At 48.3% G+C, this 21,903-nt stretch carries 26 protein-coding genes and 4 pseudogenes; 19 read left to right on the top strand and 11 right to left on the bottom strand.

All coding sequences use genetic code 11. From position 1 onward, the window contains the following. Positions 1-135: 135 nt before the first annotated feature. The 3 genes and pseudogenes from AS136_RS28920 to AS136_RS25305 all read left to right on the top strand — a co-directional run. A pseudogene (locus tag AS136_RS28920) lies at positions 136-396 on the top strand (hypothetical protein); the annotation flags it as partial. 468 nt (positions 397-864) lie between these two features. Then, positions 865-1,569, top strand: coding sequence for a hypothetical protein (locus AS136_RS25310; RefSeq protein WP_063267114.1), 705 nt, complete (start codon positions 865-867; stop codon positions 1,567-1,569). Continuing rightward, positions 1,569-2,345, top strand: coding sequence for a site-specific integrase (locus tag AS136_RS25305; RefSeq protein WP_063267106.1), 777 nt, complete (start codon positions 1,569-1,571; stop codon positions 2,343-2,345). Before AS136_RS25310 ends, AS136_RS25305 begins: the two co-directional genes overlap by 1 nt. Before the next feature lie 57 nt (positions 2,346-2,402). Here the strand turns inward: AS136_RS25305 and AS136_RS25300 are convergent, their stop codons facing one another. Both AS136_RS25300 and AS136_RS28915 read right to left on the bottom strand, forming a co-directional pair. Further along, complete coding sequence (locus AS136_RS25300; protein ID WP_043519733.1) at positions 2,403-2,660, bottom strand: hypothetical protein; 258 nt, start codon at positions 2,658-2,660, stop codon at positions 2,403-2,405. Positions 2,661-2,787: 127 nt separating this feature from the next. Then, a complete protein-coding gene (locus tag AS136_RS28915; RefSeq protein ID WP_199487199.1) occupies positions 2,788-2,901 on the bottom strand; it encodes a hypothetical protein in 114 nt (37 codons plus the stop codon). 629 nt (positions 2,902-3,530) lie between these two features. On the opposite strand from AS136_RS28915, the gene repE reads away from it, so the two are divergent. Then, positions 3,531-4,286 (top strand): replication initiation protein RepE, encoded by a 756-nt coding sequence (repE, locus tag AS136_RS25295; RefSeq protein WP_001568031.1) that lies wholly within the window; start codon positions 3,531-3,533, stop codon positions 4,284-4,286. Between the two features lie 288 nt (positions 4,287-4,574). Here the strand turns inward: repE and AS136_RS29190 are convergent, their stop codons facing one another. Beyond that, positions 4,575-4,937, bottom strand: coding sequence for a hypothetical protein (locus AS136_RS29190; protein ID WP_228140431.1), 363 nt, complete (start codon positions 4,935-4,937; stop codon positions 4,575-4,577). A 618-nt stretch (positions 4,938-5,555) separates the two neighbouring features. Here AS136_RS29190 and AS136_RS25285 point away from each other — a divergent pair. The 8 genes and pseudogenes from AS136_RS25285 to AS136_RS29445 form a co-directional block, all read left to right on the top strand. Continuing rightward, a complete protein-coding gene (locus AS136_RS25285; protein ID WP_017901447.1) occupies positions 5,556-6,188 on the top strand; it encodes a ParA family protein in 633 nt (210 codons plus the stop codon). Continuing rightward, positions 6,188-6,562, top strand: a complete 375-nt coding sequence (locus AS136_RS28425) for a hypothetical protein (protein WP_017901448.1) — start codon at positions 6,188-6,190, stop codon at positions 6,560-6,562. The genes AS136_RS25285 and AS136_RS28425 overlap by 1 nt, the downstream gene beginning before the upstream one ends. Positions 6,563-6,801: 239 nt before the next feature. Then, positions 6,802-7,338 (top strand): annotated as a pseudogene (gene parM / locus AS136_RS25275) (plasmid segregation protein ParM domain-containing protein); the annotation flags it as partial. Positions 7,339-7,460: 122 nt separating this feature from the next. Beyond that, on the top strand, positions 7,461-7,730 hold the full coding sequence (repA, locus tag AS136_RS25270; protein WP_032740706.1) for a replication regulatory protein RepA: 270 nt from the start codon (positions 7,461-7,463) through the stop codon (positions 7,728-7,730). 212 nt (positions 7,731-7,942) lie between these two features. After that, a complete protein-coding gene (gene tap / locus AS136_RS29245; protein WP_071786674.1) occupies positions 7,943-8,014 on the top strand; it encodes a RepA leader peptide Tap in 72 nt (23 codons plus the stop codon). Further along, entirely contained in the window at positions 8,007-8,558 is a 552-nt protein-coding gene (gene repA, locus AS136_RS25265) for a plasmid replication initiator RepA (protein WP_032740707.1), read from the top strand. Before tap ends, repA (AS136_RS25265) begins: the two co-directional genes overlap by 8 nt. Further along, positions 8,551-9,564: a plasmid replication initiator RepA gene (gene repA, locus AS136_RS25260; protein WP_063267105.1), complete on the top strand. Its 1,014-nt coding sequence runs from the start codon at positions 8,551-8,553 to the stop codon at positions 9,562-9,564. Before repA (AS136_RS25265) ends, repA (AS136_RS25260) begins: the two co-directional genes overlap by 8 nt. A gap of 1,093 nt (positions 9,565-10,657) precedes the next feature. Next, positions 10,658-10,744 (top strand): annotated as a pseudogene (locus AS136_RS29445) (MucR family transcriptional regulator); the annotation flags it as partial. 39 nt (positions 10,745-10,783) lie between these two features. Here AS136_RS29445 and AS136_RS28415 read toward each other — a convergent pair. Beyond that, a pseudogene (locus AS136_RS28415) lies at positions 10,784-10,858 on the bottom strand (twin-arginine translocase TatA/TatE family subunit); the annotation flags it as partial. 320 nt (positions 10,859-11,178) lie between these two features. Here AS136_RS28415 and AS136_RS25255 point away from each other — a divergent pair. Both AS136_RS25255 and AS136_RS25250 read left to right on the top strand, forming a co-directional pair. Beyond that, complete coding sequence (locus AS136_RS25255) at positions 11,179-12,597, top strand: efflux transporter outer membrane subunit (RefSeq protein ID WP_004186909.1); 1,419 nt, start codon at positions 11,179-11,181, stop codon at positions 12,595-12,597. 28 nt (positions 12,598-12,625) lie between these two features. Further along, a complete protein-coding gene (locus tag AS136_RS25250) occupies positions 12,626-13,516 on the top strand; it encodes a GNAT family protein (RefSeq protein WP_032431325.1) in 891 nt (296 codons plus the stop codon). A 263-nt stretch (positions 13,517-13,779) separates the two neighbouring features. Here AS136_RS25250 and AS136_RS25245 read toward each other — a convergent pair whose 3' ends face one another. Together AS136_RS25245 and AS136_RS25240 are read right to left on the bottom strand one after the other, a co-directional pair. After that, a complete protein-coding gene (locus AS136_RS25245; protein ID WP_023320118.1) occupies positions 13,780-14,967 on the bottom strand; it encodes a sensor histidine kinase in 1,188 nt (395 codons plus the stop codon). Next, the gene (locus AS136_RS25240; protein ID WP_063267104.1) at positions 14,964-15,650 is read right to left on the bottom strand and encodes a response regulator; all 687 of its coding nucleotides are present in this window, start codon (positions 15,648-15,650) and stop codon (positions 14,964-14,966) included. The genes AS136_RS25245 and AS136_RS25240 overlap by 4 nt, the downstream gene beginning before the upstream one ends. A gap of 104 nt (positions 15,651-15,754) precedes the next feature. On the opposite strand from AS136_RS25240, the gene AS136_RS25235 reads away from it, so the two are divergent. From AS136_RS25235 to AS136_RS25220, 4 genes are all read left to right on the top strand, one after another. Continuing rightward, the gene (locus AS136_RS25235; RefSeq protein WP_004186919.1) at positions 15,755-16,531 is read left to right on the top strand and encodes a MipA/OmpV family protein; all 777 of its coding nucleotides are present in this window, start codon (positions 15,755-15,757) and stop codon (positions 16,529-16,531) included. A 181-nt stretch (positions 16,532-16,712) separates the two neighbouring features. After that, a complete protein-coding gene (locus AS136_RS25230; protein ID WP_023320120.1) occupies positions 16,713-17,615 on the top strand; it encodes an ATP-grasp fold amidoligase family protein in 903 nt (300 codons plus the stop codon). Between the two features lie 128 nt (positions 17,616-17,743). Further along, positions 17,744-18,418 carry an SOS response-associated peptidase gene (locus AS136_RS25225; RefSeq protein WP_020804661.1) on the top strand — a complete coding sequence of 225 codons (675 nt, stop codon included), beginning with the start codon at positions 17,744-17,746 and terminating at the stop codon, positions 18,416-18,418. A gap of 186 nt (positions 18,419-18,604) precedes the next feature. Beyond that, positions 18,605-18,928 (top strand): hypothetical protein, encoded by a 324-nt coding sequence (locus AS136_RS25220; RefSeq protein ID WP_063267103.1) that lies wholly within the window; start codon positions 18,605-18,607, stop codon positions 18,926-18,928. A 434-nt stretch (positions 18,929-19,362) separates the two neighbouring features. Here AS136_RS25220 and AS136_RS25215 read toward each other — a convergent pair whose 3' ends face one another. The 5 genes from AS136_RS25215 to AS136_RS25195 are packed head-to-tail and all read right to left on the bottom strand — an operon-like array spanning position 19,363 to position 21,222. Next, positions 19,363-19,593, bottom strand: coding sequence for a hypothetical protein (locus tag AS136_RS25215; RefSeq protein WP_049118762.1), 231 nt, complete (start codon positions 19,591-19,593; stop codon positions 19,363-19,365). Between the two features lie 13 nt (positions 19,594-19,606). Beyond that, complete coding sequence (locus AS136_RS25210) at positions 19,607-19,810, bottom strand: HHA domain-containing protein (protein WP_004213596.1); 204 nt, start codon at positions 19,808-19,810, stop codon at positions 19,607-19,609. 60 nt (positions 19,811-19,870) lie between these two features. Then, on the bottom strand, positions 19,871-20,365 hold the full coding sequence (locus AS136_RS25205; RefSeq protein ID WP_004213594.1) for a hypothetical protein: 495 nt from the start codon (positions 20,363-20,365) through the stop codon (positions 19,871-19,873). A 30-nt stretch (positions 20,366-20,395) separates the two neighbouring features. Then, complete coding sequence (locus AS136_RS25200; RefSeq protein WP_009654312.1) at positions 20,396-20,962, bottom strand: hypothetical protein; 567 nt, start codon at positions 20,960-20,962, stop codon at positions 20,396-20,398. After that, positions 20,959-21,222, bottom strand: coding sequence for a hypothetical protein (locus AS136_RS25195; RefSeq protein ID WP_009310051.1), 264 nt, complete (start codon positions 21,220-21,222; stop codon positions 20,959-20,961). The genes AS136_RS25200 and AS136_RS25195 overlap by 4 nt, the downstream gene beginning before the upstream one ends. 283 nt (positions 21,223-21,505) lie before the next feature. Here AS136_RS25195 and AS136_RS25190 point away from each other — a divergent pair, with 283 nt between their 5' ends. Then, positions 21,506-21,703: a hypothetical protein gene (locus AS136_RS25190; RefSeq protein ID WP_148718839.1), complete on the top strand. Its 198-nt coding sequence runs from the start codon at positions 21,506-21,508 to the stop codon at positions 21,701-21,703. Positions 21,704-21,903 lie beyond the last annotated feature (200 nt).

Below are 21,903 nucleotides of genomic sequence, written 5' to 3'. Positions count from 1 at the left end.
CTGGCTCCGGTTTCTCAGGGAATGGCGCCATCGTACGCCCGGTATGAAAAATACACAATACATACAATACAAATAATACATACAATACAATTCATACATACCATACATACAGTACAGAACTTACATACACTCTTTCTCTTTTCCAGGTCAGATCCGATTTCTGGTGATTCCGGATCTGCTTTCCGGCCTCCGGCGCGCAGCGGCCCGACATCACAAGATGTAGCGGTGTTCCCAGCTGAGGATGACGCTATATGTTGTGTCTCTCCCCTGCCCCGAGACCGGCCGCTCACCACCGGAAAAGGGCGCTTTGCTTATTCCCTGACCGTGGTACACTTCCGGAAAGTTGTGATACGCAGGAAAATCGGATCCGCCGGAAACGGCCATCCGGTAATTTAAAAGCGTGGTTATATGTCTACTTATTATCATTATGGTTAATATCGCTGAAAGTGATAATACGATCGCGAAGGGATGACGGCAGCGGGAGATGATTTCATGCCGGGACTATTAAAAGAGAAATTAAATGGATACAGACAGGATTCAGTTCAAGATCGAAACACTGATACCCGTTCTCAAATCTTTAGGGCATAGCAGGCTTTGGTACCGAGCGATCAGCTACGGTTCCAGATATGAAGAACTGGAGTTTATCGTCAACCAGGAAAATGAACGTCTTGCTCAATGGAGCCCTAAGCGTCAAGGGTGGATTGTGACCGACAAGATTCTTTGCATTCCCTTAAACGGAAGTCTGACGCAGACTCCGGGTGTGCCAGTCGATGATGAATGGGTGTTTTACAGAATGCACGATGAACCTCTTAGCAGAAAGTCGCTATGAAAGGGATGACGGGATTTCTCAATAAAGGAACAAACATGGCTGACTGGTTTATTGCAACTGAAGGCGTGAAGGTGGTCAAGGACAGTGCCAGTCTGTGGCCGCAGATCATCACGGGGGTTTTGTCCGCCGGTGCTGCATTCGGTGGTGTGTGGTACGGGCAGTGGCGGATAACACAGCGAGAGAAGGAAGCAGCAGCAGCGAAGCTTGCCAGCGAACGTCTCTTTATCGCTACGGAGCTGGTCTTTATTCTTGAGCGGTTTGCACAGCGCTGTGTTGGCTCCGCCCAGGAGTCAGATGGCCCAGAAAAGTATGATCAAGATGGTTATGTCAGGATTGAACACCCTATACCAGAAATTGATTACACATCTGTTACCGGGGACTGGCGGGCTCTTCCTTCGGACCTGATGTACCGGCTCAGCGAGTTACCGGTTCTAAGACAGGAAGCGGCCAGCTCCATTGATGCCACCTTCTATGAAAATACGCCTTTTGATGGTACTGCCGGGATTTCTGAGCTCAACCAGCAGGCCTCCCGCCTGGGGCTGAAGGCCATTCGCTTGTCCCGTTGTCTGCGACATCTCTGTGAAATGCCAGAAGATCGACTCTCGGAGCAGCCGTGGTCAGCGTGGCGCGTTCTCTGGCGTGTACGGGGACGTTGTATTCAGAAACTGATGCATAGTCACCGGAGGAGCAGGAAGTTATATGCTTCACTTCAGCAACTGACTGCAGCGAGAGATAACTGATGGACAGGCATCAACTTCCGGCCCTTTCTGGCCCGCAATATTCGGTGCCTGTGGTGATTGACTATCCGGCTGCGCTCGCGCTGCGCCAGATGGCACTGGTACAGGACGATCTGCCAAAATATCTGCTGGCCCCGGAGGTGAGCGCCCTGCTCCATTATGTCCCGGATCTGCACCGTAAGATGCTGCTGGCGACGCTCTGGAATACCGGCGCGCGTATTAATGAAGCGCTGGCCCTGACCCGGGGGGATTTTTCCCTGGCACCACCTTGGCCGTTTGTGCAGCTGGCCACCCTTAAACAACGGGCCGAAAAAGCGGCCAGAACGGCAGGGCGAGCCCCGGCCGGCAGTCAGGCTCACCGGCTGGTTCCACTTTCCGATCACCAGTATGTCAGCCAGCTGCAGATGATGGTGGCCACCCTGAAAATTCCCCTCGAAAGACGAAACAAGCGCAGCGGCAGAATGGAGAAGGCGCGTATCTGGGAGATCACAGACCGTACCGTGCGCACCTGGCTTAGCGAAGCGGTGGAGGCCGCAGCGGCCGACGGGGTAACGTTCTCAGTACCTGTAACCCCCCATACGTTCCGTCACTCCTACGCGATGCACATGCTGTACGCCGGCATTCCACTGAAGGTTTTGCAGAGCCTGATGGGCCACAAATCAATCAGCTCCACGGAGGTCTATACGAAGGTGTTTGCGCTCGATGTCGCGGCGCGGCACCGGGTGCAGTTTCAGATGCCCGAAGCGGATGCGGTAGCCATGCTGAAAGGGAATATTTAATTGCTGAGGGGAATGATGCTGGCGAACGTCCTGCTCGCCCGTGAGGTTTGTCAGAAGTTATCTTGCCCAGCTGGCGGGAATATCTGCACTGTATCCCTCATACCGCTCATAAATCGCATGCTGAAGCATTTTAATACGAGCAGATAATGTGTCGGCGTCCGACATATGCCGCCATTCCCCCTCAATAGTGGGTTTCCAAGCATCCGGGAGATTGAGCGTTATAAATACCTTTGTATCACGAATAATCACCCCATCAGTGAAAGATTTAAGACCTCTTCTTACAGTATTATCTATCTGTATAGCTTCAAGTTTCATCTTGTTTCCTCATGTTGTCCGGATCCCAAGCATAGATATCTGAGCTCAAATTGCTAGCTAAATGTCTGGATATGCCGGATTTTTCCCCTTATGCAGCGAAGCTGGCCAAAGGCCAGCCCGCAAGGATTTATCGCTTTTGCCAGTAGATCAGCATGGCAAGGAACAGGATTGTTGCCCCCTGAGAAGCGGGAGAAGCGGTCAGGAAAATTTCCAGCAATGACATTATCGTAAAACTCCGCATTATTAATTTCAGGTGTGTAACTAAGGGGCCTTAGTCCCCCCTTTTACCGGAAGTAGTGTTCTGTCACGACGGGAGACAGGGTTAATAAAAACGATTCGAATATGCATGCAGGGACGATAGAAATCTTCGTGGGGGTTGTCTCGCAGTTGTGGGTACCTGAGAGCGTCTCGGGGGATTAGTATCTTCCGGCCACGGATATGATCGAGCCAGCAGTGCTCGCCGCAGCCGAGCGACAGGGCGAAGCCCCGAGTGAGCGAGGAAGCACCAGGGAACAGAACTCATAAATTCTGCATACGCTCAATGGCTGAAAAATCACCTCCCCTAGGGGTTATCCACTTATCCACGGGGATATTTTTATAAGATCTTTTTTAATAGTTGTTAGATCTTTATTTTTAGAATGCCCACAGGCCTTTATCCATGCGGGTTCCAGAGAGGGATCTGTGACAATCCGCCCTTTCAGTGTGACAAATCACCCTCAAATAGCCGTCCTTTCTGTGACAAGTTGCCCTTAACTCTGTGACAAATTGCCCTCAGGAAGCGTTGCTTTTCACAAAGTTATCCCTCCCTGTTGACTCTGTTTTATAAAGTGTGACAATCTGAAAACCTGTCACACTTCACATGGACCTGTCATGGCGGAAATAGCGGTTATAAACCATAAAAAACGTAAAAATAGCCCGCGGATTGTCCAGTCAAATGAGCTGACTGAGGCGGCATATAGTCTCTCCAGGGATCAAAAGCGTATGCTGTATCTGTTCGTTGACCAGATCAGAAAATCCGACGGCTCCCTGCAGGAACATGACGGCATCTGCGAAATTCACGTTGCTAAATACGCTGAAACTTTCGGGCTGACCTCCGCTGAAGCCAGTAAGGATATACGACAGGCTTTAAAAGGTTTTGCGGGTAAGGAAGTAGTTTTCTATCGCCCTGAAGAGGATGCCGGCGATGAAAAAGGGTATGAATCCTTTCCCTGGTTTATCAAACGTGCGCACAGCCCATCCAGAGGGCTTTACAGCGTACATATCAACCCATATCTGATTCCCTTCTTCATCGGGTTACAGAACCGGTTTACGCAGTTCCGGCTCAGTGAAACAAAAGAGATTACCAATCCGTATGCCATGCGTTTATACGAATCCCTGTGTCAGTACCGTAAACCTGATGGCTCTGGTGTCGTGTCCCTGAAAATCGACTGGATCATGGAGCGCTACCAACTACCCCAAAGTTATCAGCGTATGCCGGATTTTCGCCGTCGTTTCCTGCAGGCAAGTGTTGATGAGATCAATAGCCGGACACCTATGCGCCTCTCTTACATCGAGAAAAAGAAAGGCCGCCAGACGACTCATATAGTATTTTCCTTCCGTGATATCACCTCGATGACAACAGAATAGCCTGAGGGTTATCTGTCACAGATTTGAGGGTGGTTCGTCACATTTGATCTGGAAGGTTGAGGGTGATTTGTCACAGTTTTGATGTTCCCTCCCTGGCATCCTGCGCTTACTCATAGTTTTTTTGGCTGTAACCGGTAGTGGAGCCAGAATTGAGGGCAATTTGTCACCCTATCCTGAGGGTAGTTTGTCACAGTTAAATGAGTGCAGTTTGTCACACTAGATTTTCCCCTCTTCCCGTTAGTCATATGACATGAGGGCAAGTTCGACATAATTAATGAGGGCAGATTGTCACATTTGTTGCCCTGAACACGCTATCTGTGTGTGCCTATACATGTGGTGTTTCACGCAGCCCTGGCCGTCCACGAAGTTGACCTGTTTCCCACAGTCCCGGCCATCCGCGAAGTTGACCTGTTTCCCACAGTACGGGCCGTCCGCGAAGTTGACCTGTTTCCCACAGTCCGGGCCGTCCGCGAAGTTGACCTGCTTCCCACAGTCCGTGCCGTCCGTAAAGTTGACCTGTTTCCCACAGTCCCGGGCGTCCGTGAAGTTGACCTGTTTCCCACAGTCCCGGCCATCCGCGAAGTTGATCTGTTTCCCACAGTCCCGGCCATCCTCGAAGTTGACCTGTTTCCCATAGTCCTGACCGTCCACGAAGTTGACCTGTTTCCCACAGTCCTGACCGTCCGCGAAGTTGACCTGTTCCCCACAGAGGATGGAAAACTCTTCTTGTGCTGAGCGTAAGAACTATCTGCCGGAACGGTTCCTCTTCGCTTCCTCGCCAGTTCGCTCGCTACGCTCGGTTACATGGCTGCGGCGAGCGCTGCCTGATTCTAATAGCAATCTTTCAGCATGCTGGCAGCAATAAAATAGATTGCTGCTAGCATGCTTCATGCAGCCGTCGGGGCTTATAATGACGTAGTTTCCAGACAGTGATTTTCTGGCGCTCGGCTCATGTTGTGATGTCTGCGTGATTGCTGCAATCTTGCCGCTATATTGCCGATTTATCGATACAATCCTCAGTGAGCTCTCTTTGATTATTGCTGCAAGATTGCATAAAGCTTGCTGCTTTCGTTATCGTAACGTGACACTACTGTTCGTCTGTCAATTCCTGCGCTCTCCTTTATTGCAAGATTTAATCTTGCTGCTAGATTTTTGATTATTGCAATCTTGCTGCAAGCTGTTATCTTGTTCAGGAAGAGTTACTTTCCTAACCTCAATCAGGTTTATACTAATGTTTGCTGCAAGATAGCAGCAAGTAAAGGGGGCTAGATGGCCTGGATAGTTGGTTTTATTTCCCAGAAAGGTGGTGTGGGCAAAAGCACTAAAGCGAGAGCGTTAGCGCGTGAAGCATCCGCCTGTGGCATCAAAACAAAATTAGCTGACCTCGACCTGGAACAGGCAACGAGTGCTGAGTGGCACCGCCGACGTCTGTCAGCTGGTTTACCACCGGTTGCTTCAGTCGAAGTATTTTCAACAGCAAAGCAGGCCATAGAATCTGCCGGCGAGTTTGATCTTCTCATTCTTGATGGACCAGCTCGTGCAAGCAAAGGGACTTCGGAAATTGCTAAGGTGGCCGACCTTATCGTCCAGCCAACGGGGGCTTCCCTTGACGATCTTGTCCCGGCCATTAAAGTTTTCAACGCGCTTGTAAAAGAAGGCGTGCCACGTTCAAAACTGGTCTTTGCTTTAAGCCGTGTAGGTACCGAAGCGGAAGAGCTGGATGCTCGTGCATATATCAGTGAGGCGGGTTATGAAACTTTAGCTGGATGTCTTTTTGAGAAGCCTGCTTACAGAAAAGCGATGAACTCAGGACTTGCAGTGACAGAAACACGCTATAAAGGTTTAAACGAGAGAGCTGATGAACTTATCCAGGCGCTCATCGATAAGATTGGAGAAGAGTAATGGCTGATGCATCAAAACTTAAAACTAAAAGAGCCCGTGGTGGGCTGGGTGTACCCCCAGGCCCTGACGAAGTGGCTACCAGCCTGAACGCGCCTGAGATAGCTCCTGCAGTCGCTGCCACTGATGTACAGATACAGCAGGCGGACTTATCGCCAGTGCACCATGATCCTGTGGGTACACAAACAGTGACCGAGGCATATACCCGCCGCGATGGCCGTTCTGCCAGAAAAACAAACAGGACGCTGGCATTTGCAACACGTGTCACACCTGCTTTCGACCAGGAGATCAGGGATATCGCAGAGCGTGAGGGGTTGAAACTGGTGGAAGTTCTGGAAAAAGCAGTTGAGGCATATAAGGAAAAACAGGGATACTAATCCGGAATGCAGCAATCTTGCTGCATTCTTTTTATCGTTGCAATCTTGCAGCAAGATTTATGCTAGCTAAATGCTAGATTGCTGCAAGATAAATGATATAATACTCAAATTGAGTAATTAAACGACCCGGCGAAGTACGCAGTTTGAGTACTTACCTGCGGTTTATGAACGTATTTACTCAATGTGAGTAGTTATGGGGTGAAGATGAATACTCAAACTGAGTATCAATGGAGATAGGCATGAAAATTTTTTGCGATGATGGTTCTACAAACGTGAAACTTGCCTGGTTTGAAGGGAAGACGCTGAAAAGTGCGGTATCAGTGAACTCTTTTCGCCATAACTGGAAAGTCGAGGGCTTAGGCAGCAGTCGTACCTATAACTATCTGCTCGATGGCCGCAAATATACTTACGACCCGGTCAGCGAAGCTGCGATCAGCACGACTCACATTGAGTACCAGTACTCTGATACAAACGTGCTGGCAGTTCACCACGCATTACTGAACAGTGGAATTGAACCCCAGGAGATAGATCTCACCGTTACGTTACCTATCAGCGAGTTTTACACGGCCGACTGCCAGAAAAACACGCTTAACATTGAGAGAAAAATTAGCAACCTGATGCGGGAAGTCACCCTGAACAAAGGGGTAACTTTTACCATTAAAAGCGTTGAAGTGATGCCTGAATCACTCCCAGCTGTCTTTACACGCCTGGTTGCTGACAATGTGGGTCAGTACGAAAAATCACTGGTTATCGATCTCGGTGGTACGACCCTGGATGACCTGTTCCGCTGCGCCAACAGCGGCAGGTTATATAACAAAAAATAACGTAACTCTCGCCGCTTCAGTCTACCTGTAGTATCTTTGTCCAAGTATTTAATTAAATGCTTGAGGAGGCAGAGATGTCACAGGTAGTAAACGCAATTACTTCCTCATCCAAACGTTCCTACAGAAAAGGAAATCCTCTTTCTGCAGCAGAGCGCCAGCAAAAAGCGGTTGCACGTAAGAAAGAGACACACAAAGAAGTCAGGGTGTTTGTCAAAGATGCCCTGAAAGATAAGCTGCAGGTAATGTGTGAAAATGCTGGAATGACGCAGGCTGAGATGATTGAGCTGCTTATTCAACGGGCTTCAGTGAAACAGGATAGTAACGTAACGACGTCACATTCTTGATCCGTTGTGCTTTGAATGCTAGATTACCAAACGTTTAGATGTTTGCGGCTGGCCACGCCATAAGGTGGCAGGGAGCTGGTACCGTAGAGTTAATCCGGGCCAGAAAAGGAAAAACCCCGATAATCCTCACTAAGTTTGGCGACTGGAGAAGATTACCGGGGCTCACTTAAAACTGCATAGAGGTTGTTGCTCTATGCAGGGAGTATAGATTTATGCTCAGAAAAGTTCAAGACCTTCTGTGCTCACTCCTTCCGCGCAACATAAGCGCAGGAAGCGGTGACTGATCATAACCAACAAAGCTCACGCAAGTATGTTCAGGTAAACAATCCTGAACCTGTTTTCACGGTTCCCCAGGACTACACTCCCTGGCCTTTCTCGCTGAAACTTATGGTAAAAGCCAATGGTTTCACTGAAAGTTTCAGTTTCGATATCGCATCTGCGATGTCGCGTAGGGACGGAATACGAAAACGTAAACCCCCATTTTTGCGCCGCAGAGCGATGAATGCGTTGCTCATGGCGATGTGTTTTTATTACGATCCCCTGTCAAATAAAGTTCTGCGCTCACTCAGAGAGATTGCCCTGGAGTGCGGACTTGCAACTAAATCTCTTTCTGGCGAAGTGTCCATTACACGAGCAATCAGGGCACTGGAATCGCTGGAAAAAGATTTTGAATTTGTTGCCTGCTCATCGGATCGCTATTTAACTGCTGAGATTTTTTTCACCCCTAAGCTGTTCGAATTTCTTGGCGTATTTCCACTCTCTCTGAGCGAAGCCAGACTGAAGTGTCTGGCCGCCAAAAACAGCGGCAGGGAGAGTGCAGATGAGTAATGCGCACAATCCGCAACACTGGAGTCAGCTGGATACGGAAGAACAGATCCGTTTCTGGCAGGGGGTAGAGGACGGCCATGTGGCATCTTTTCTGGTTTCCCCGGAGAAGAAATCTACCCGTCGCCGGCGCGGCGAGCACTCCACAAAACCCAAATGTGAAAACCCGACCTGGTTTCGACCGGAGCATTACAAAAAACTGGGTGGCCAGCTGGGGCACGCCTATAACCGTCTTGTTCAAAAAGATCGCACCACTGGTGAGGTGCGACTGCGTATGCACGTATCGCTTCATCCGCTGTACGTCAGGGAACGCCGTCGGGCTGGCCGCCGGTATGGCTTCCGGCCAGAAAAGCAACGTCTGCTGGATGCTATCTGGCCAGTGCTGATCAGTTTCTGTGATGCCGGCAAGCTGACGGTCGGTATGTGTATTTCTCGTCTGGCAAAAGAACTCAGCCAGAAAGACAGTCATGGAAAAGTTATTCCGGAAACAGAGGTAACAGTCTCACGTCTGTCCCGGTTGATTGACGAACAGGTTCGTTTTGGTGTCCTGGCTGTATCTGAAGAAAATAGCTGGGACAGGGAATCGCGTACCTGGCTTCCTAAATACGTCTATATCACCGCGTTAGGGTTTCAGATGCTGGGAGTGGATCTGGAAAAACTTGATGCGGAACAACAAAAAAAGCTCCGGCAAAGCGAAGAGCGTCGTCGTCTTATCGAGGAGGGGATTCTGCGTGAAGATGAGGAGATCTCCCCGCGTGCAGCACGTGAGCGCTGGTACCGTCAAAAAACTCTCGATGCACTGAGGTTCCGTCGGCAGCGTGGCGCCGAACGTAAACGAGCTAACCGCCTGGCCAGATATTCTCGTGAGCGCCAGATTCACGAAATGTCGCTTCATATCCTGAAGACAATGCCGGCAGACGAGGCTTACTGGTGTACAACGGAGCGGCTGCAGCAGCTGGCCATTCAGAACCTGTATCAGCTGGAGCTGGCCCTGGCTCCGCCGTCCTGACGGATATCATTTAGCTATTTTTTCTATGCCCCTGCCCGGGGCTTTTGGCGTTTGTCCGGATTCATGAAATTGCCTGGTTTTTATCCATCTGACGTTCCGGCCGTCGGACCATCGCTGGTTTTAGCACGTATACTCTGTGACGTTCGCACCAGGTTTTCACTTATCCACAAAAACCCGCAAATGAATAAACAGGGAATTTAGCAAAAGGGTAACAGCAAACCTGCAAAATAGTCTTACCCCACTTTTTAATCCCCTGCATTGCAAGCAGCAGGGAGATCTTTTGTCTCTGCCGGCTCTGTGAATAACTCAATGAGGCCTTCGCTTACAGCGGCCGCACGCGTCCGCGTCGCTCAGATAGAAGTTGCTCCCATCGCTTCGCGACGGGCCCCGACCGGAGAACTACATTAGTTACAGCATTCATAATGATGTTCATCATAAAACCGGCGCCGGTTTGCCAGCCAGGTGCCCCTCCCCACCACTGAAAAGCGCCGCCGCCCCCGGCCGAAGGCCGGGAGTAGTGTCGCTTTTAATGATGGGTGTTGTAACTACTCTTCTTCATCGCTGTGGGTGGAGCTGCGGTCAGTTGTCTGGTACACGCTCGTAAGCGGCCCTACGGCCCGCTAACGCGGAGATACGCCCCGACTGCGGCTGTCGCCTTGCCGGGACCACTCCGACCGCGTACAGCAGCTACTAAAGCGTTATTTGTGGGTATAGCTTATCAGGGCGGGGGGGGATTGGCAGAACCTATCAAACCGTTGCCGGCTACGCCGGGCTTCGGCGCCACTCACTTTCCGTTCACCATTGAACATCGGCTGGCGCCTTTCTGACATCAATGCGGAGCAGAAGCTCAAACTTGCTGCACTGCTTGCCACCATCGAAAGGCTAGGGTTTTAGAATGACTGACAATCTCAAACTGTTTCAACGCCTGACAAACAGCAGAATGATGGGGAGGGGAAGATATTTCTAAGCTTACATACGAACGGGGGGTAAAAAGGCCAAGGAATGAAAAGCAAAAGAGAGGCGATAGCCTATCACCTCGGGCAATGCAATCGAATGTCTTGAGTGTGTAAAATAACTCCAGGTATTCGACAGGCATTTAAAGCAAATCCACGGCATGACCCCTGCAGAGTACCGAGACAGATTTAACCACCCCTCTGAAACACCACTGGCCGGGGTGGCATATAGCCAGCAATGTCTGCGAGAAGACATCTGGCGGCGTCAACCGCTTTGGCCCCAGAACAACCAGGCCAATAATGAATATCAATAGCAGTTCACTAAAGCCAATATCGAACACGAACTATACCTGCTCACTGTGATGATGTTTTGCGTCAACATTCGTCGTGGCAGGCTGCGTTTCGTTTTGAGGAGTGCTTTGGGTATGCCATTACGCGGGATCTCAGTAAATTCAATATCCGCATCTAACCGCATAAAGAACAAGGAACATTTCAGGGATTAACAAGAAATGGTCAATCCTCGCTTATTTGGCGAAAAAGCAGGGGTGTATTGCATCCCCCTTGTATTGCCCTTGATTGTTCATTGACAGAGTTCTGGATAATTATCCTGGCGGGCACACCAGGAGGTCTGCAGAAAACCTAACAGGCAACAGGAGTAAAAATGGTGTTTCCGGTATCAATAGAACTTCGTGTGTCAGCCATTACGGTGATGGCCTCTTTACTACTTTCAGGCTGCACAATGGCACCGGCATATCAGAGACCGGAAGCCCCCGTGCCATTAGCCTGGTCACATAAAGACACTTCTGTTGAAGGTATGTATACAACGGCAGCAAACGGGCCTTTTTTCACAGACAGCAAGCTGCAGCAACTGATAAAACTGACCATCGACAATAACAAGGACCTCGAACTTTCTGCACTGAACCTGAAAAAATCAGGTGTTCAGTATGGGGTAGAAAGACTATCCTGGTTGCCAGCAGTCAGCCTGACCGCAGAAAAAACCGCAGCTCATGAGCCTGCAGGGAGCTTTGATACCGTTGATACCGGTTCGGTAACGTATCATCAATACAACGTTAAACTGGTCTCAGCTTCCTGGGAAGTGGACTTCTGGGGGCGTTTGCGAAGCCTCAGGGAAGCATCCCTCAATGAATATCTTGCTGCGGGAGCTTCATCAAGAGCCCTGAAGATCAGCCTCATTGAGCAGGTGGTCAGTGCCTATCTGATCTATTTCACCGACCAGGAAAACATTAGTATTGCCCGTCAGAAACTGGACAATCTCCAGCAGCTCCGGCACATGCAACAGCAAGCCTATAATGCCGGAGACATGACTAAAAATGCGCTTATGGACGCTGATAGTGCGGTAAACGACGCACAGTCAGAATTGAACCAGACAGAGTTGCAGGTACAACAGGATTTAAACTCGCTTCAGTTGCTTGTCGGCACCCCGCTACCTGACTCTCTGCTGAATGTGTCACCTGAGCATGACTGGGCTTTTCCGTTAATTAAAGCAGGAACGCCATCAGAGGTTCTGCTCAAACGTCCCGATATTATTGCTGCTGAGTACCAGTTGAAAGCTGCCAATGCCAGTATAGGCGCGGCAAGAGCGGCATTTTTCCCGTCTATTTCTATCACCGCTGAAGGCGGATCATCCACGGCTGATATGGGTAAATTGCTTGCGGGTGGCGCTGCTAACTGGAGCTTTATTCCTACACTCAATCTTCCCATTTTCGATGGGGGTAAGAACCAGGCCAACCTCAGTCTGGCCGAGCTGAATAAGAAAATTGAGATCGTCAATTATCAGAAAGCAATACAACAGGCGTTCAGGGATGCATCTGATGCTCTTGCCGGACAGGCATTCCTGAAAAAGCAAACCATCCAGACATCCGGTATCTTTGATACTGTCAAAGAACAATACCGAATGGCTGAAGCAACGCGGAACGCCGGACAGATAAGCAACGCAACTCTACTGGAAAAAAACAATGAGCTGCTTGCTGTTCGTAAGCAAAAAGCTAATGCCCGTCTCAAATACCTTATTCAGGGGGTGAAAGTATTTACCATCCTGGGTGGGGATGATTCGATTTAACAATTAATATTTATATCAGGTTATTACCATGAGTCTGAAACATTTAATATCAGGATGGAAGCCCTGTAGTTATGACGTTTACGCTGAAACATACCAGAGATTTGGTGGCAGCGTTAATATGCATCCTGATATTGTTGAGTTCTTTATGAGGAAAGGTCAGCGAGGATTTTCATTCTGGCAATATTGTAAAAATGGTGATGTTGTCGCTGCCTATTTCATTGTTGATAATAAAGAAGTGGGTTTGAATGTATGGCGGGAGTTTCCAGTATCCTTCGATGAAGTCATGCTACCGGTATCTGCAGATCAAAAAATCTGGCTCCCTGATAAGACAAACCGTTTGTCATCACGCCACCGTGATACCATCCTTAATTCTGCATTTTTCTACAGAACGAAGCGCAGTATATGCCGGGTTAAAACTTCATTTTCAGGTAAAACCATCAAGAAGCGAAACGGTGAATTAAGGAAGTTTATGGGCATGGGGGGGGAATGTTACCGCCTGTCAGACATGTCACCCAAAGATATAGCCAGTCTGTATGTCCGTCTGTTCAAGTTGCGGTTTGGTGATTCTGTCCGCTGCTATGAGGAAGAGAAGATTGAAGAGCTGATATCCGCTGTACCGCATCTGATTTTCGGTAACGTATTGTTTTATGCCGATACGCCTTGCGCTATTGATCTGGTACTCAGTGCGAACAGTGACAACATGGTGTATTTTGACGTGCCAAATGGCGGTGTTGACCCTAAATATTCAGCATTCAGCCCGGGCAGCATGCTGATGTGGGCCAATATTTCAGATGCGCGCGACTTGTGCACTACGCAGGATAAAGAAATGGTATTTTCAATAGGGCTTTATGAGAAAGACTGGGAATATAAATTACGGTGGGCCGATACAGCGAAGACAGGGAAAGTTATCTGCTTTTAAGTATTAATAACTCATCTACCAGTTCACTTTCTTTTGACTCGGTTCGAGTTTGCCTCCCATAAAACAATAATAATTAACTCAATAAAAAAGCCGAAAATTGCGCCTGCTATTATGCAGGCGTTTTGTCCATCAATTTTATGAACTACAGAACTGACGCACTCAAGAAATGACTGCATGGTATACCCCCGTTTACCATGCATTTAATCAGTGGATTATCAAGATTCTATTGGTCTGGCGTCAAGGGATCATCAATAGTCAAAAATTTAAGATTTTCGCAACGATACCCTGAAGGCAAGTCCACCCTTTTTATTTTTCTCTACCTCCAGTTGCCCTCCATGTGCTTCACATATCGCCCGGGCAATAGAAAGTCCCAAGCCAGAGCCCCCGGAATGCCTGGAGCGTGAAACCTCTTCACGAACAAATGGTGTGAAGATATCTTCAAGCAATTCATTCGGAACGGCAGGCCCTTTGTCCCTGAAAATAACCGAAACGGTATCTGGAGTGGCGTCGTAACTGATATCAAGCACGCCACCATCAGCTGCATAGCGTAATGCATTATCCATCAGTATCAGGAAAACCTGTCCTAAACGATAGGGGTCTGCTACTCCGCTCAGCATCATATTCTGGTTGTGTCTGATGGATACGCCCGCTTTCTCTGCAGAAGGTGTAATCCATGCAATTTTTTCCCTGACAATCTCATTAAGACCGGCGGATATCATGCTCAGATTTAACTGACCGGCATCAGCAAGCTTCAGCAAATGCAGGTCTTCAACCAGCCGATTCAGTTCGTTAAGTTGCTGCATGACCATTTTCAGCTGGGTTTCGCTGGGCTCAAATACACCATCAATCATGCCCTGGAGTCTTCCTGTGGCTGCGGTCAACGGAGAACGAAGTTCATGGGCCATGGCAACATGTGATTTTTTTAGATCCTTTTCATAACGCTCAAGCTGCATCGACATCCCATTAAAATTTTCGCTGAGACTACGTAATTCCAGAGGAAGATTATCCGGGATTTTTACTTTTACGCCGAAGCTACCCTGAGCAACAGATTTAGCTGCATTAGCAAGGGCACTTATCTGCTTTGATAGAGGGCGTGCTGCTCTCAGCGTCAGTGTGAAAATGATGGGCATTACGATTAGGACGAGTACAGCCAGAATTAGCCAGTCAGTAATCCTTATTTCTGGCTTCCAGTAGTCCACGCCATACCATCGATCAATGATCGCGTGATAGCGGTTAATATTTAGCCAGGGGTTTTTAATTAACTCAGCGAGCTCGGCCCTGACCTCAACAGGTATCCTGTACTCGTGCCACTTGTTATCAATGTAAAAGCGCAGCCACATGCAGAAAGAAATCAGGATTATGCTGCCTACTGCCAGCGAAATAACCTTACGGCATATCCAGTTCCACAGAGAGCTGTTTTCACTTTTCTGAAATCGCAATTTTCTGTTCATGAGTTAGCAAACCTGTAACCAATGCCCCTGACATTAATCAGAAGATCAGGTTGACCCGCAGCTTCCAGCTTTTTACGCAAATTATAGATATGCGTATCAACCACCCTCTCAAGAGCATCGCTTTCCGGAAGGCAGGCTTCCAGTAGCGCCTGACGCGTAAAGGCTTTAGATGGCGACTTCAAGAATGTCATCAGAAGTGACAGTTCTGTTGGGGTCAGCTCTAGTGCCTGAGGGGGTATGCCTTCTTTTTCCACGACGACTATCATGGAGTCCATATCGGCTTTTATATTTCTGAACTGGAGGATATTCCCGCTACGTTGCCCGGCATAACGACGCAGGACAGCATGAACGCGTGCAACGACTTCTGCGGGATTGTAAGGTTTAACCACATAGTCATCTGCACCGTAACGAAGCGCACTGATTTTATCTGCCCCGTCGCTGATGGCGGTGATCATTATCACCGGGATATCACTACGCCGTCGTACCGCTAGCAGGACATCAGTACCACTCATGGATGGCAACATAACATCAAGAAGAATGATATTGGGCTTCCAGCTGAAGACCAGATCCAGACCGTGTTGCCCGTCACTGGCTAACGAGGTATTGAACTGATCTCTTTTAAGATATGCCTCAAGTACATTCGCAGCATCCAGATCGTCTTCAATGATTAAGACACGTTTCACATAAGCACCTTGATTAAACCTTGATAAACCCTTGCAGCGTTCTTGATTATTTGTCGGTATACTTCCGAACCTGTTAAGACAGCATAATTCATTCCGGGAGTTTTATGAAGGAATTAAATACGATCCTGTCGGCAATATTTTTACTGCCGTTTGCAACCTACGCCTCGTCTGATGTACATAAATCTGAGGTAACCGTTGGCATAGGAGCTCAATATGCTCCTCAATATATGGGGGCCGATAAATTTGACTCAACAGTCGCGCCTTACTTTGAATGGACTGACGGAACCTTGTTTTTGAATTCAGAAAAAGGGGCGGGGCTTACATATTCCTTTGATAATGGTTTTTACTTGGGACAGGCTCTGGGATATACATGGGGGAGAAGGGATGATGACGGTTCCTGGCTACAGGATGGTTCCAGACATCTCAAAGGAATGGGTAAAATAAAAACAGCGCTGAACTCGACGACAACGCTGGGTTGGTGGATGGTATCCTGGATTGGATTTGAAGGTAATATTATTGCCCCCCTGACTGAAAGCCAGGGGGTTCTGTATAACATCGGCCTCAATGTTGTTTTGTTTAATAATGACAGCGACACACTTACCGTCAGTACCATTCGTAATTATGGCGATGCACGGTACAATAATACCTGGTTTGGAGTGAGCGAAAAGCAAAGTACAAATACAGGATTTAAACAGTTTAACTCCGACTCGGGGTTAACCAGTGTCGATTACGGTATCAACTGGCAACACACATTTGATGACAACTGGTCTGGTTATGCAGACCTGCGCTATACAACACTGGCAAACCGCGTAAGTCATAGTCCCATTGTTGAAAAAGATGACTACCTGGCTTTCACTATTGGTGCGTTCTATACATTCTGATCGTCAAACCAGAAAGCCAAAAATAAAACCTGCCATTTAATGGCGGTTTTTTTGTTTGTAACTTAACGATGAGTCATGCCACATAAAATGAAGGTCATACCGACATAACCTTCATATAAACTTGATTGTTCATTGATACTGAACCTGTATGTTCACTGCTTTAACACAATAGGGCATGATAATGTTAAAACAAAGATATAAGTTAATTGAGTACAGGTTCAGAGCCTTACGGACTCTTTTCGTTTCCGATGAGAGTTATCGACGCACGAAGTTCAGGAAATTATTTAATCGGGAGCTGGATTTATCTCTACCTTTAACACTGAACGAGAAGATAAACTATCGCATGGTTTTTAATCGCGATCTTTTCTTGAGTGTTATTGCTGATAAAATTGCTGTTCGAGACTATGTTGAAATGATGGTAGGTAATGAACATCTGGTTCCGTTGCTTGCCGTTTTTGAGAGAATAAAAATCCGCGACTTTGAAGCTCTTCCAGTTTCTTTTGTCATTAAGTGCAATCATGATAGTGGAAGTTCCATCATCTGTCATGATAAGAGTGAACTCAATAAAAGGAGGGTAGTGAGTCACTTCAATCGACGGTTGCGTATGAACCCTTATTATACAAACCGCGAGTGGCAATATAAAAATATACAACCTAAAATATTAGTTGAGCGAAAACTTAATGTTTTTGATGGCAAAGACCAGGATGTAACACCAGAAATGTTCCGGGTACATTGTTTTCACAAAAAAGCCATGTACATCGAAGCAGATTTTACCTGCGTGAACGGCAGAGAATATGTTAATATTTATGACACTAATTGGATGCTACAGCCGTTTACGCTTGGATATGGTAACACCCCTTACAACATTGATCGTCCTTCCTCTCTAGACGACATTCTTGATATTGCAGCGAAACTGGCTACTGATCTTGATTACTGCAGGGTTGATCTTATGGTTGAAAACGAAAGGGTCTACTTCAGTGAAATTACGCTGACTCCTGAAAGTGGTCAACTGAAGTTCAGTCATGCAGAATGGGATTTACGTCTTGGCCGCTTATGGAATATGCCTATAATGAGGATCGATTAGCTACCAATTACGCATTACTCTTTCATAACGTCCGCTTCTGGCACGCAGCGGACCCCAACTTCAGCTGGCGCCTCTATGCCGCTGACGCGGCATTATCTATACTTTAAGTCTGGCCAATGGAGGTAACCATGTGCGGACGTTTTTCGCAGTCAATGACGCGGGAAGAGTATCTTTCTCTCCTCGCCAATGAAGCCGATCGAAATATTGCCTACGACCCGGAACCCATCGGTCGCTATAACGTCGCCCCGGGTACCAGGGTGTTACTTCTGAGCGAACGCGACGAACAGCTGCAGCTCGATCCGGTTCACTGGGGTTACGCGCCAGGGTGGTGGGATAAACCGCCATTGATTAATGCCCGGGTTGAGACAGCAGCCAGCAGCAGGATGTTTAAACCTCTTTGGCAGCACGGTCGGGCGATCTGCTTTGCTGATGGCTGGTTTGAATGGAAGCGTGAAGGAGACAAGAAGCAGCCCTATTTCATCCACCGTAAAGACGGCCAGCCAATCCTCATGGCCGCGATCGGAAGCACTCCGTTTGAGCGTGGTGATGAGGCGGAAGGGTTTCTGATTGTCACAGCCGCGGCTGATAAAGGTCTCGTTGATATCCATGACCGGCGCCCGCTTGTCCTGGTACCGGACGCCGCCCGGGAGTGGATGAAACAGGACGTTTCGGGTAAGGAAGCTGAAGAAATTGCTGCTGATGGAGCTGTGTCCGCTGATCATTTCATATGGCATCCTGTCACGCGCGCTGTTGGTAATGTGAAGAATCAGGGACCAGAGCTCATCGAGCCTGTTGGCTGTTGAGATGTCGGAGGCTGAGCCGTGTTTTAAAGCTAATGTACGCATACATTAGCTTTAAAATAGCCATGTATCGTAACTACTCCTGCCGCTTTATATGCATTAATTAAGGGATATTGACCGATAAATTTTGCCATTCTAAATAAAAACAACATATAATGTATGCGACATCATTTAATTAAGGAGTCATTTATGAATGGGTATATCGTCACAATTATTATTGCATTCATTTTTGGTCCCATTCTGGCGTTACCGATATTGATCGTCGGTTTGTTTAATATAATGGATTTGATGCTGTTTTCATTTCCCATCGTATTCTTTTGCATTCAGGGTTATAAAAAGCAAAGAAAAATTAAAGATGCTTTTAAGGGGGTAATTCCTGGCCTGATTGTATCTCTGATGCTGATGGCTGTAGTTCAATTTGTTAAGAATGAAAACGACTGTTCGAATAAATATGAATCTGGCGATCTGCCAGCTGCAGTGTGTGAGACACTTAAGGGACCAGGATTCAGATAACGCATGCCCGGTTCGTCTCCTGGACACGCCGTATATCTTAACTTTGCCATAGGCAAACATCACAATTTTGCTGTTACCGCATTAGTGCACTTAATGCGTTTTATGTTAAATATCATGCACTTAATGTCAATTTATGGCTATTCTTCTGCAATGGCCTGCTCACTATCACTGCCGGCACGGCTTCAGTCGGGATAGATGGATTCTTTTCTGGCATTAATGCCATAAAGACAAACCATGCATGAGTGTTAGTGCATCGAGCTCGGTGATGTGCTTCACTTCATCGCCGATACGTACTGTGTTAATGCCTCTTCCCGTCATGATGATCCCCTCCGGCAATATCAGTTTCAGAATAACGCTGTTGTGATTATGATTTAACTACACACTAAAGGCAATCTGACGTTTAATCATACCTCTTATCGCTACCGGGTAAGCCGTCAGGCATTTCCCGGTTTAAAAAGATATGCTGACAGTTCTGCTGCAGTTATATCAAACTCGAGTTTCTGGATTAATTCTGCAAGTTTTTTCTCTGCAGTATCACGATCAAACTGATTTTGTACTATCTGGATAGCAACCTGTTTTAGCTCAGGAGGGAGGTGTTCCAGATTGATATGATTATCACCCGAAATGTCATCATCCGGACTTTCGAAGAGCCAGCCGTAACTCATAAGGTCACCTGTTCTATTTCACAAATTTCCAGACACCTGGCGGTACCCGGTCATACAACTTTCCCATCGTCATCTCCGCCAGCCGGTGATCAACCGCGGCATTGAAATGCTCAAGCTCATCATCTGACAGAGAATATTTATTTTTTTCTATAACCCTTTCCAGGGTTTCCTTCGATGTACAGCGCCGTAGTCGTAATATCCATTCCTGTTTCGTCATTAGTTTTTTATATCCTGAGGCTTCCCTGGTATTTAATTTTACAAATAACGCAAATTTCTTTCAGGCGTTATGGCCCGTGCCGTTCTGTGTAAGATAATCACTGATGCTCAGACCGGACAAGCGAATGTTATCCGAAATCTCCCTGAACTGCTCCTCCCAGCCGTCCTGCAGCTCCCTGATTGCCGCGATCTGGAAAGCAACACTGAAAGGCGTTCTGCCCAGTTTCTCGGAAAGCCAGAACAGATGCTTGCCAATCTCTTCGTCCGGTACCGAATCGAGCGCATCACTCAGTAAGGTTTTTTCGTCTTCCTGCCAGGGATGACCGGCTCGCGGAAAACGCGGATCAGGCTGGCGGTCTTTTTTCTCCCTTTTTTCCCGTCTGGCAACGGTCGGCGCATCGCCTTTTTTCAAGCCGACGCGCGCTTTCATGGCGCCGATAGCGGCGACGGCCAGTACCAGCGTTTCACGCTCCTGGCGCGTGAGCAGGCTGTCCTCGCAAATCAGGGTGTTCAGGTTATCGATCAGCTTATTCAGCCCGGGTTCAGTGACTTTCATTTTATGCTCATATTCCTTGTGTGGTGGCGATCAGTCCCGGCTCTCATTCACCTGGACGGTGACCGGCAGGCCTGCATCAAAACAGGTCTGATACCAGCTGGCCACCTGCAGGGGATCGCCCTCTTTTATCCGGCGTATGCCGCCGGCATCCGTCAGCTGCAGGCAGGTGGTACCGTCCAGACGGATCACGTAGGCCGCTTCCCGCAGGGAGTAATGACCGTCACCCAGCTGCAGCTCCACCGCGTCACCGGCAGCCGTCTGGCGTAACGGCAGACGCCGGACGTCTGTCAGTCGTTGTCGTGCCGTTTCAGCCTCGCGTTCTGCCTGGAAGAGCGGTTCTGCAATGCCGCGACCGGCCTCCGTCAGCTCGACGGCCAGCTGCAGGTTCGGGGCGCGCAGGGTGCGCAGCCAGCCCGCGGCTTCCATGCGCCGGCAGGAGGCGCGCAGGTTCGGCCCGTACACCGGGGCATCCCCGCCCTGCTCCAGCACCCGCTCGATATCCCGCGTCGCCACCGGCCCCGGACGTTTCGCATCGAGGGCGGCCAGCACAATCAGCACCCGCCGCTGCAGCGGCGATGGTCGGCGCGCCTGAGTCATTGCTTGTCCGCCTCCGGCCAGATGAGTTGTCTGAGGCGCAGGTGATCGGCGTCTATGAGCTCTTGTCTCTTTATGGCATTCACTGAGGCATAGCCATTTATGGCCAGTTCATACCAATAGCTCAGCACGGCACCGGCCTTGGCTGACTCGCTGATGTAAATCGCGCCCTGGCTGTCCAGATTGCATTCACGGATACGCTCTTCCGCTATCCGGGTCAGCTGCTCATAGCTGAGTGAAAAATTCACTTCTTTCTCATCCATCCTGCTCGCTCCGTCTGAACATATCCGGTTAGGTTAAAAATCATATCATGTATGATTTCTTACTAATAATTCAAATATCATATCAGATATTATTGTGTGTTTAATGCTGAATATCACATTCAGTATGATTTTATGTGTTTTGTTTAATTATCATATCCTTTGCGCGTTTCCCGCCGCGCAGATCCGGTTTCTGGCTAAGTAGGAAGCAAGGATTATCACATGCCTGTACTAGGCTCCAGAGCGTGAAAAGGCGCACAATGTGGCCTTCTTAGTACAGGAGAACATGGCAATGACAGACCAGAACAATGAAGCTCGCGATATGTGGGCCGAAGCGTTGAGTTTAATGTTTAAAGGCGATCACCAGGAAGAATTGTTCCGGATTTCAGATGATGAGATTGATGCCCTGGAGGGGTTGTCTCCGGACAGATGGCCAACGGCAGGACAGACAGACATTAACTGTACTAGCTCAGACCTGATCTGACAGTTACCGGTTATTTATACAGGTGTCTGTCAGATTAAATCTGGTTCAGATTCTTTTCTGCCCAGACCCGTTTCCCATCAAGTAAAGTGGCCATCGGCGTACGCCCGCAGCACATTTTTCCCTGATGAGTTCGCTCATTATTGTAATGCCAGTAAGCGTACAGCATGAACCGTCTGGTCATAATCTGAAGCATCCGACAA

It is taken from the genome of Klebsiella sp. D5A (assembly GCF_001620885.1).
GTDB classification, from domain to species: Bacteria; Pseudomonadota; Gammaproteobacteria; order Enterobacterales; family Enterobacteriaceae; genus Klebsiella; species Klebsiella variicola.
The sequence above is the reverse complement of the archived record's forward strand: the minus strand, read 5'-3'. Positions and strand labels throughout refer to the sequence as shown.

Coding starts and splice junctions, on each gene's coding strand:
- AS136_RS25310 (WP_063267114.1), top strand. CDS start 865: ATGGCTGACTGGTTTATTGCAACTGAAGGCGTGAAGGTGGTCAAGGAC.
- AS136_RS25305 (WP_063267106.1), top strand. CDS start 1,569: ATGGACAGGCATCAACTTCCGGCCCTTTCTGGCCCGCAATATTCGGTG.
- AS136_RS25300 (WP_043519733.1), bottom strand. CDS start 2,660: ATGAAACTTGAAGCTATACAGATAGATAATACTGTAAGAAGAGGTCTT.
- AS136_RS28915 (WP_199487199.1), bottom strand. CDS start 2,901: ATGCGGAGTTTTACGATAATGTCATTGCTGGAAATTTTCCTGACCGCT.
- repE (WP_001568031.1), top strand. CDS start 3,531: ATGGCGGAAATAGCGGTTATAAACCATAAAAAACGTAAAAATAGCCCG.
- AS136_RS25285 (WP_017901447.1), top strand. CDS start 5,556: ATGGCCTGGATAGTTGGTTTTATTTCCCAGAAAGGTGGTGTGGGCAAA.
- AS136_RS28425 (WP_017901448.1), top strand. CDS start 6,188: ATGGCTGATGCATCAAAACTTAAAACTAAAAGAGCCCGTGGTGGGCTG.
- repA (WP_032740706.1), top strand. CDS start 7,461: ATGTCACAGGTAGTAAACGCAATTACTTCCTCATCCAAACGTTCCTAC.
- repA (WP_063267105.1), top strand. CDS start 8,551: ATGAGTAATGCGCACAATCCGCAACACTGGAGTCAGCTGGATACGGAA.
- AS136_RS25255 (WP_004186909.1), top strand. CDS start 11,179: ATGGTGTTTCCGGTATCAATAGAACTTCGTGTGTCAGCCATTACGGTG.
- AS136_RS25250 (WP_032431325.1), top strand. CDS start 12,626: ATGAGTCTGAAACATTTAATATCAGGATGGAAGCCCTGTAGTTATGAC.
- AS136_RS25245 (WP_023320118.1), bottom strand. CDS start 14,967: ATGAACAGAAAATTGCGATTTCAGAAAAGTGAAAACAGCTCTCTGTGG.
- AS136_RS25235 (WP_004186919.1), top strand. CDS start 15,755: ATGAAGGAATTAAATACGATCCTGTCGGCAATATTTTTACTGCCGTTT.
- AS136_RS25230 (WP_023320120.1), top strand. CDS start 16,713: ATGTTAAAACAAAGATATAAGTTAATTGAGTACAGGTTCAGAGCCTTA.
- AS136_RS25225 (WP_020804661.1), top strand. CDS start 17,744: ATGTGCGGACGTTTTTCGCAGTCAATGACGCGGGAAGAGTATCTTTCT.
- AS136_RS25220 (WP_063267103.1), top strand. CDS start 18,605: ATGAATGGGTATATCGTCACAATTATTATTGCATTCATTTTTGGTCCC.
- AS136_RS25215 (WP_049118762.1), bottom strand. CDS start 19,593: ATGAGTTACGGCTGGCTCTTCGAAAGTCCGGATGATGACATTTCGGGT.
- AS136_RS25210 (WP_004213596.1), bottom strand. CDS start 19,810: ATGACGAAACAGGAATGGATATTACGACTACGGCGCTGTACATCGAAG.
- AS136_RS25205 (WP_004213594.1), bottom strand. CDS start 20,365: ATGAAAGTCACTGAACCCGGGCTGAATAAGCTGATCGATAACCTGAAC.
- AS136_RS25200 (WP_009654312.1), bottom strand. CDS start 20,962: ATGACTCAGGCGCGCCGACCATCGCCGCTGCAGCGGCGGGTGCTGATT.
- AS136_RS25195 (WP_009310051.1), bottom strand. CDS start 21,222: ATGGATGAGAAAGAAGTGAATTTTTCACTCAGCTATGAGCAGCTGACC.
- AS136_RS25190 (WP_148718839.1), top strand. CDS start 21,506: ATGGCAATGACAGACCAGAACAATGAAGCTCGCGATATGTGGGCCGAA.